A 7,970-nucleotide genomic window follows, 5' to 3' on the forward strand; every position below is an offset into this window, starting at 1 on the left:
GGTGCTGATCGAGCGCATGACTGTCGCCGGCAGCTGACCGCCCTCCTGAGTCACCCAAACGCGTCACCTCCCCCGGTGGCGCGTTTTTTTATGCCTGGCGCTTTGTAGGAGCTGGCTTGCCAGCGAAGGCGTGCGGACGCCCGACACCAGGCTCAAGGGCTCATTCGCCGGCAAGTCGGCTCCTACAAGAGTTGGACAAAAATCGTACAAGCCAGATTGATTTGATTCTCAATATCATTTAATAATGAAAATCATTATTCAATGAGCCCAGGTTATGAGTTCTGCCTTGCACGAGCAGCCCTACCTCGAAAGCTGGCGCTGGATGAGCCGCCAGATCCGTTGCGCACTGGAACCGGACGAACCGCGTCTGATCGAGCATTACCTCGCCGAGGGCCGCTATCTGGCCTGTTGCACCGCGATGTCGGCCTGGACCGTCGGTGAAACCTCCTTCCGTTTGTTGATCGATACCGCTACCGATACGGCGCTGCCCTGGCACTGGCGCAGCCTGTGCCTGGATCAGGCCTGGCGGCCATTGCGTGACATGGAGCGGTTGTCTTTGTGCAAGTGCCGGCTCAAGCGCTGGCAAAGCCATGCCTGGCAACTGGCGACCTGCTCGCTGCTGCCTTCCATTCCTCTGATTGAACTGGTGCAAGGATTTCCCGATGAGTAATACCCGTATCGAACGCGACAGCATGGGCGAACTGCAGGTCCCGGAGCAGGCCCTGTATGGCGCGCAGACTCAGCGCGCGGTGGATAATTTTCCCATCAGCGGCCAACGCATGCCGGCAGCCTTCATTCGGGCCCTGATCCTGGCCAAGGCCGCGGCGGCCAAGGCCAACGTCGAGCTTGGCCAGCTCAGCGAGTCCCAGGGCAAGGCCATTGTCGATGCCGCTCAGGGTCTGCTGGAAGGTGACTTCATGCAGCACTTCCCGGTGGACATCTTCCAGACCGGCTCCGGCACCAGTTCCAACATGAATGCCAACGAAGTGCTGGCGACCCTGGCCAGCCGCCTGTTGGGCGAGCCGGTCAATCCCAATGACCACGTCAATTGTGGCCAGAGTAGCAACGACATCATTCCCACCACCATTCACGTCAGCGCAGCCCTGACCCTGCATGAGCAATTGTTGCCGGCACTGTTGCATCTGGTGGAGGTCATCGAGCGCAAGGCGGTGCAGGTGCATCCCTTCATCAAGACCGGTCGTACCCACCTGATGGATGCGATGCCGGTGCGAATGAGTCAGGTACTGGAAGGTTGGGCGCAGCAGCTCAAGGCCAATATCGCTCACTTGCAAGACCTGCTGCCGAGCCTGCAGGCCTTGGCTCAGGGTGGGACGGCGGTGGGCACCGGGATCAATGCCCACCCTGAATTCGCCGTGCGTTTCAGCCAGCAGTTGAGCAAGCTGACCCGGGTGCAGTTCACCCCGGGCAAGAACCTGTTCGCCCTGATCGGTTCACAGGACACGGCGGTCACGGTGTCCGGTCAGCTCAAGGCCACTGCGGTGTCGTTGATGAAGATCGCCAACGACCTGCGCTGGATGAACTCCGGCCCATTGGCGGGGCTTGGCGAGATTGAGTTGGAGGGGCTGCAGCCGGGCTCGTCGATCATGCCGGGCAAGGTCAATCCGGTGATTCCGGAGGCCGTGGCGATGGTCGCTGCCCAAGTCATTGGGAACGACAGCACCATCACCGTGGCGGGGCAATCGGGCAACTTCGAGCTCAACGTGATGCTGCCGATCATCGCCCAGAACCTGCTCGGCAGTATTGAGCTGCTGGCCAACTCCAGTCGTCTGTTGGCGGACAAGGCCATTGTCAGCTTCAAGGTCAACGAGCCCAAGCTCAAGGAGGCACTGTCACGCAACCCGATCCTGGTGACTGCTCTGAACCCGATCATCGGTTATCAGAAGGCCGCAGAAATCGCCAAGACCGCCTACAAGCAAGGTCGTCCGGTGATCGACGTGGCACTTGAACTCACTGATCTGCCACGCAGCCAGCTTGAGGTCCTGTTGGACCCGGAAAAACTCACCGCAGGCGGCGTGTAACCCCCGACACCGCTTTGGAGGCTCACCATGGAGCATTGGAAACGCACGATCGAAAGGGCCAATCGTCTCTTTATGCAGGGCGAACTGGTGGACGCTCGCGAGTTCTACCTGCAGGCACTGGCCTTGGCCCAGGTGTTGTTCGAGCGCTGGGGAGATGCCGATGAGGCGGTGGCAGCCTGTGTGATTTCCCATCATAACCTGGCGGACCTGCATTTACGCCTGAACCAGCCGGAGGAGAGCGCGGAGTACCTCTGCGCGATCCACCAGCGCCTGCTGCAAACCATGCAGGACAGCCGCCTCAGCCCTGCCTTGCGCGAAGCGGCTTTGCGCCAGAGCAGCAAGACCTACGTCGAGCTGCTCAATTTCATCGGTGATCACGGTGAATACCCCCGTACTCATCGTTTGCTGGACAGCAACGTCGCGGGCTTGTCAGCCGACAGCCCGCTAGCCGACAGCCCCTCTTACGGAGCCCATTGATATGTCCTTTACCTTGCCTGCACTGCCTTATGCCTACGACGCCCTGGAGCCGCACATCGATGCGCAAACCATGGAGATTCACTACAGCAAGCATCACCAGACCTACATCAACAATCTCAATGCCGCCGTAGAAGGCACTGAATGGGCGGGCTGGGAAGTCGAGAAGCTGGTGGCCAGCGTCCAGCAACTGCCAGAAAAACTTCGGGCCGCGGTGATCAACCAAGGGGGCGGCCACGCCAACCATTCGCTGTTCTGGGCAGTCATGACTCCGGCAGGCGGCGGTAGGCCCGAGGGTGCCCTGGGTCAGGCAATCGAGCAGCAACTGGGTGGTTTCGAGAGTTTCAAGGAGGCGTTCACCAAGGCTGCACTGACCCGTTTTGGCAGCGGCTGGGCCTGGCTCAGTGTGACTCCGGAGAAAAAACTGGTGGTGGAAAGCAGCGGTAACCAGGACAGCCCGCTGATGAATGGCAATACGCCGATTCTCGGTCTGGATGTGTGGGAGCACGCCTACTACCTGCGATACCAGAACCGTCGGCCGGAATACATCAATGCGTTCTACAACGTGATCAATTGGCCGGAAGTTGCTCAACGCTATCAGGCCGCGATGGCCTGATACCTCCATTCATAACAAGATCTAAGGCCGACTATGGGCACTGAAACACTGGCGATCAGCAGCGGACGAATGTTTCGTTATGCCTTCGGTTCGCTGTTGTTGTTGGCGGGTACCGCGTTGCTGGTGGCTCAAGGGTTGAGCTGGCTGAATCTGGAGCCAAGGTTGTTGCGCGCCTTGCAGGGTGGCTCGATCTGCGCACTGGGTACGGCGCTAGGGGCAGTCCCGGTGCTGGTGATCCGCAAAATGCCGGTGGCCGTGAGTGATACGTTGCTGGGTTTTGGCGCTGGGGTGATGCTGGCGGCGACGGCGTTTTCGCTGATCGTTCCCGGCATCGCCTCCGCTCAAGACTTGGGCTTGTCTGCCTGGGGCTCCAGTGGCCTGGTTTGCGCCGGCATCATGCTGGGGGCCTTTGGCCTGTTCCTGGTGGATCGCAAGGTCTCGGGGGCCAGCCCTGAAGTGTTGGCGGGGACGGCGGAGCATCCGGTGATCGCTCCACGCATCTGGCTGTTTGTCTTCGCCATCATTGCCCACAACATTCCGGAGGGCATGGCGGTGGGGGTGTCGGCAGGAGGTGGCATGGCAGATGCGGACAGCCTGGCCATGGGGATTGCCCTGCAGGATGTGCCGGAGGGGCTGGTGATCGCGCTGGTGCTGGCGGGGGCGGGGATGTCGCGGGTCAGGGCATTCCTGATTGGCGCCGCTTCAGGCTTGGTGGAGCCGGTATTTGCCTTGCTCTGTGCCTGGTTGGTGAGTCTGGCGCAGGTGCTGCTGCCGCTGGGGTTGGCCCTGGCGGCGGGAGCCATGTTGCTGGTGGTGACTCACGAAGTGATTCCCGAGTCCCGTCGCAATGGTCACGAAAAGCTCGCCAGCCTCGGGTTGTGCATCGGCTTTTGCCTGATGATGGTGATGGACACGGCGCTCGCCTGAGGGGCGTTTGGCGAATGGCCCGGAGGGGCTTACTCGCCCTCGTCGAAGTAGTTGTTGATCAATGCCACCAACGCATTCAACGCTTCCTGTTCCTGCTCGCCCTCGGTCTTCAGATGGATCTTGGTGCCCTTGCCTGCGGCGAGCATCATCATGGCCATGATGCTTTTGCCGTCCACCATGGATTCCGGACTCCTGCCGGCGCGGATCTGGCAGGGAAACTGTCCTGCTACACCGACGAATTTGGCCGAGGCACGGGCATGCAGGCCCAGTTTGTTGATGATCTCGATTTCCAGAGCTGGCATCGCGGGGTAGATCCTTTCAGCTAAGGTCGCGGTGGCGAACCTGGACGTTCTTCAGGGATTTTTGCAGGACCTGGCCCAGGCGCTCGGTCAGGTACACGGAGCGGTGGTGCCCGCCGGTGCAACCAATGGCAATGGTTACATAGGCGCGATTGCTGGCAGCAAAGCGTGGCAGCCACTTGAGCAGATAGCTGGAGATGTCCTGAAACATCTCCTCGACATCCGGCTGTGCGGCCAGGTATTCGGCCACAGGTGCGTCCAGCCCGGATTGGGCACGCAGTTCGGGCTTCCAATACGGATTGGGCAGGCAGCGCACGTCGAACACCAGATCGGCGTCCACCGGCATGCCGCGCTTGAAACCGAAAGACTCCACCAGGAACGCAGTCCCGGGTTCGGGTTGGTTCAGCAGGCGCAGCTTGATGGTGTCCCGCAGTTGGTAGAGGTTCAGATTGGTGGTGTTGACCTTGAGGTCGGCCAGATCGACGATGGGTCCCAGCAGCTGGGTTTCATCGTGGATGGCTTCGGCCAGCGAACGATTGGCACTGCTCAGCGGGTGGCGCCGCCGGGTTTCCGAGAAGCGCTTGAGCAGGGTTTCCTCGTCGGCGTCCAGATAGAGCACGTCGCACTGGATATGCCGGCTGCGCACTTCTTCCAGCAACTCGGGGAAGCGCGACAGATGGCTGGGCAGGTTTCGGGCGTCAATGGAAACTGCCACCAGAGGTTGTGCCAGTTCCGTGTGAATCAACGCGCGTTCGGCCAGCTCGGGCAACAAGCCGGCGGGCAGGTTGTCGATGCAGTAGTAGCCGTGGTCCTCGAGAACATCGAGGGCGGTGCTTTTACCTGAGCCGGAGCGGCCGCTGACAATGATCAAGCGCATGATTACTGACCGTTTTGCTCGTCCAGGACAACCTGATACAAGGCTTCATTGCTGGTGGCGCCGCGCAACCGGTCACGGACTTCCTTGCGATCGAGCATGCTGGCGATCTGCCGGAGCAGTTCCAGGTGTGCGTCGGTGGCGGCTTCCGGAACCAGGAGGACGAACAGCAGATCCACGGGGGCACCGTCGATGGCGTCGAAATCGATCGGAGCGTCCAGGTGCATCAGCGCACTGATAGGTGACTCGCAGCCTTTGAGGCGGCAGTGGGGAATGGCGATGCCGTTGCCAAAACCGGTGGAACCGAGTTTTTCACGGGCGATCAGGCTCTCGAAGACATCCTGCATCTCCAGATCAGGCACTTCGCGGCTGATCAGGTTGGCAATTTGTTCGAGGGCGCGTTTTTTACTGCCACCCGGCACGTTCACCAGGGAACGGCCGGGGGTCAGGATGCTTTCAAGTCGGATCATGGGAGGGGAGTGTTAGCGACCCGTGCCTTGGAGAAGGTGGAGTTGCTTTTCCTTATGCTTTTTCAGTTGGCGGTCAAGCTTGTCCGTGAGCAGGTCGATTGCGGCATACATATCGTCATGTTCTGCATTGGCGACGACCTCCCCACCGTGGATGTGCAGGGTGGCTTCGATTTTCTGCTTCAGCTTCTCGACAGCCATGGTGACCTGCACATTGGTAATCTTGTCGAAGTGCCGCTCCAGTCGGTCGAGTTTCTCGCCGATGTAAGCGCGCAGAGGTTCAGTCACTTCGAGTTGGTGTCCACTGATGTTGACTTGCATACAGCTTCTCCTTCGTTGCCAGTGCATAAAGCGGCAGGCTGGGTTGCCTGCCCCTGAAACGCTGTGGCCAGCCCGGCGGCTACATCAACCGCTTCCGTTCGCTGGAAGGCGCGATCCCAAGGGATTCGCGGTATTTGGCGACGGTACGACGGGCTACCTGAATGCCTTGTGCCTCCAGTAAACCAGCGATCTTGCTGTCACTCAACGGCTTTTTCTGATTTTCCGCAGCCACCAGTTTTTTGATGATCGCGCGGATCGCCGTGGACGAGCATTCGCCGCCTTCGGAGGTGCTGACGTGGCTGGAGAAAAAGTATTTCAGCTCATATATGCCCCGGGGGGTATGCATGAATTTTTGCGTGGTCACTCGGGAAATGGTCGATTCATGCATGCCCACGGCTTCGGCGATGTCATGCAGAACCAGCGGTTTCATGGCTTCGTCGCCGTACTCCAGGAAGCCCCGTTGGTGCTCGACGATCTGCGTGGCGACTTTCATCAGGGTTTCGTTGCGGCTCTGCAGGCTCTTGATGAACCAGCGAGCTTCCTGCAACTGATTGCGCATGAAGGTGTTGTCGGCACTGGTGTCGGCGCGGCGAACAAAGCCTGCGTACTGTGCGTTGACCCGCAGGCGTGGCACGGATTCCTGGTTCAGCTCCACCAGCCAGCGTTCGTTGTCCTTGCGCACAATGACGTCCGGCACCACGTATTCGGCTTCGCTGGATTCGATCTGCGAGCCCGGACGCGGGTTGAGGCTCTGCACCAGTTCGATGACCTGGCGCAGTTCGTCTTCCTTGAGCTTCATGCGGCGCATCAGCTGGCTGTAATCGCGACTGCCCAGGAGGTCGATATAGTCACTGACCAGGCGCTGAGCTTCACTCAGCCAAGGGGTTTTAACTGGCAGCTGGCGCAATTGCAGCAGCAGGCATTCACCCAGGTTGCGGGCGCCGATGCCAGCGGGCTCGAATTGCTGGATGCGGTGCAGGACGGCTTCGATCTCGTCCAGTTCGATGTCCAATTCCGGATCGAAGGCCTCGAGAATTTCTTCAAGGGTCTCGTCCAGGTAGCCCTGATTGTTGATGCAATCGATCAGGGTCACGGCGATCAGGCGGTCGGTATCCGACATCGGCGCCAGGTTCAGTTGCCAGAGCAGGTGGCTCTGCAGGCTCTCGCCAGCCGATGTGCGAGTAGTGAAATCCCACTCGTCGTCATCGCTGCTGGGCAGGCTGCTGGCGCTGGTCTGGTAGACGTCTTCCCAGGCGGTGTCGACCGGCAGTTCGTTGGGGATGCGTTCGTTCCATTCGCCTTCCTCGAGGTTATCCACCGTGGGGGCGGTTTCCTGGTAGGAGGGTTCCTGGATCTCGGTGTTGGGTTTGGACTCTGTGTTGTCGGCCAAGGGGTCGCTGTTGTCGAAGTCTTCGCCATCTTCCTGGCGTTCGAGCATCGGGTTGGACTCCAGGGCTTCCTGGATTTCCTGTTGCAGGTCCAGGGTCGACAATTGGAGCAGGCGGATGGCCTGTTGCAGCTGCGGTGTCATCGTCAGCTGCTGGCCCATTCTCAGGACTAGCGATGGTTTCATGGCAGGGGCTTAACACCTTATTTGCCGGCGCACATGCGCCATCCACTACAGGGCGCCGGAGCGCCAAACATAAGCAAATTATATGCCTGAAACTGAAGTGTTTGCCTAGAGCGCTGTAACAATAAAGTTTGTAGGGATTTATTGTTCCTGGCGCTCTGGCATCTAGCCCGACACCTCAGCCTTTACAGGCGGAACTCATGGCCCAGGTAGACTTCCTTGACCAGTTCGTTGGCCAGGATGGTCTCGGAGTCGCCTTCGGCGATCAGTTGCCCGTCATTGACGATATAGGCGGTTTCACAGATGTCCAGGGTTTCGCGGACGTTGTGGTCAGTGATCAGCACCCCGATGCCCTTGGCCTTCAGGTGGTGGATGATCTGCTT

Annotated in this window: 11 protein-coding genes; 5 read left to right on the forward strand and 6 right to left on the reverse strand. The window is 59.7% G+C overall.

The annotated features are described in order from the left end of the window. The first annotated feature begins 274 nt into the window (after positions 1-274). The 5 genes from BLX41_RS27690 to BLX41_RS27710 are packed head-to-tail and all read left to right on the forward strand — an operon-like array spanning position 275 to position 4,056. Positions 275-670, forward strand: coding sequence for a FagA protein (locus BLX41_RS27690; protein ID WP_123727461.1), 396 nt, complete (start codon positions 275-277; stop codon positions 668-670). Then, entirely contained in the window at positions 663-2,039 is a 1,377-nt protein-coding gene (locus BLX41_RS27695; RefSeq protein WP_123727462.1) for a class II fumarate hydratase, read from the forward strand. Before BLX41_RS27690 ends, BLX41_RS27695 begins: the two co-directional genes overlap by 8 nt. A gap of 27 nt (positions 2,040-2,066) precedes the next feature. Beyond that, the gene (locus BLX41_RS27700) at positions 2,067-2,516 is read left to right on the forward strand and encodes a hypothetical protein (RefSeq protein WP_102861148.1); all 450 of its coding nucleotides are present in this window, start codon (positions 2,067-2,069) and stop codon (positions 2,514-2,516) included. 1 nt (position 2,517) lies between these two features. Then, positions 2,518-3,129 carry a superoxide dismutase gene (locus BLX41_RS27705; protein WP_123727463.1) on the forward strand — a complete coding sequence of 204 codons (612 nt, stop codon included), beginning with the start codon at positions 2,518-2,520 and terminating at the stop codon, positions 3,127-3,129. A gap of 33 nt (positions 3,130-3,162) precedes the next feature. Then, a complete protein-coding gene (locus BLX41_RS27710) occupies positions 3,163-4,056 on the forward strand; it encodes a ZIP family metal transporter (protein WP_123727464.1) in 894 nt (297 codons plus the stop codon). A 29-nt stretch (positions 4,057-4,085) separates the two neighbouring features. Here the strand turns inward: BLX41_RS27710 and BLX41_RS27715 are convergent, their stop codons facing one another. The 6 genes from BLX41_RS27715 to BLX41_RS36460 form a co-directional block, all read right to left on the reverse strand. Further along, a complete protein-coding gene (locus tag BLX41_RS27715; protein ID WP_041115979.1) occupies positions 4,086-4,358 on the reverse strand; it encodes an HPr family phosphocarrier protein in 273 nt (90 codons plus the stop codon). 16 nt (positions 4,359-4,374) lie between these two features. Further along, a complete protein-coding gene (gene rapZ, locus BLX41_RS27720) occupies positions 4,375-5,232 on the reverse strand; it encodes an RNase adapter RapZ (protein ID WP_011059266.1) in 858 nt (285 codons plus the stop codon). A 2-nt stretch (positions 5,233-5,234) separates the two neighbouring features. After that, the gene (ptsN, locus tag BLX41_RS27725) at positions 5,235-5,699 is read right to left on the reverse strand and encodes a PTS IIA-like nitrogen regulatory protein PtsN (RefSeq protein ID WP_123727465.1); all 465 of its coding nucleotides are present in this window, start codon (positions 5,697-5,699) and stop codon (positions 5,235-5,237) included. A 12-nt stretch (positions 5,700-5,711) separates the two neighbouring features. Then, positions 5,712-6,017 carry a ribosome hibernation-promoting factor, HPF/YfiA family gene (hpf, locus tag BLX41_RS27730; protein ID WP_016966642.1) on the reverse strand — a complete coding sequence of 102 codons (306 nt, stop codon included), beginning with the start codon at positions 6,015-6,017 and terminating at the stop codon, positions 5,712-5,714. 79 nt (positions 6,018-6,096) lie between these two features. Then, positions 6,097-7,590, reverse strand: coding sequence for an RNA polymerase factor sigma-54 (locus BLX41_RS27735; protein ID WP_123727466.1), 1,494 nt, complete (start codon positions 7,588-7,590; stop codon positions 6,097-6,099). Positions 7,591-7,772: 182 nt separating this feature from the next. Continuing rightward, positions 7,773-7,970 (reverse strand): ABC transporter ATP-binding protein C-terminal domain-containing protein (locus tag BLX41_RS36460; protein ID WP_473241691.1); only part of this gene is annotated, 198 nt, incomplete at its 5' end.

The organism is Pseudomonas protegens (assembly GCF_003732485.1).
Taxonomy (GTDB): domain Bacteria; phylum Pseudomonadota; class Gammaproteobacteria; order Pseudomonadales; family Pseudomonadaceae; genus Aquipseudomonas; species Aquipseudomonas protegens_B.